Annotated in this window: 1 protein-coding gene; it reads right to left on the bottom strand. The window is 80.7% G+C overall.

Translation table 11 applies throughout. The features are described from left to right. Positions 1-254 (bottom strand): hypothetical protein (locus G3I41_RS05245; protein ID WP_164399137.1); only part of this gene is annotated, 254 nt, incomplete at both ends.

Genomic DNA, 254 nt, shown 5'->3' with positions numbered 1-254 from the left:
GCGGGCGGCGTCGAGCACGTCGGCGACCGGGCCCTGCCCCGGGTCGGCGTACCGGACGGCGTTGGTCAGCACGGCCCGTACGCCCTGCTCGGCGGCGAGGCCGACGGTACGGGCGGCGAGCCGCAGCGAACCGGGCCCGGTGCCGGTCCGCCCATGGTGGACGGCTTCGAGGCGCAGGCCGTCGCCGTACAGCTCGCGCCAGGGGCCGAGGAGGGCGGCGGCGAGGTCGGGGCGGCCCGCCGAGAGCGCCCGGC

The sequence above is a fragment of the Streptomyces sp. SID9727 genome (genome assembly GCF_010550605.1).
Classification (GTDB): domain Bacteria; phylum Actinomycetota; class Actinomycetes; order Streptomycetales; family Streptomycetaceae; genus Streptomyces.
This window is presented reverse-complemented; position numbering and strand designations above follow the sequence as displayed.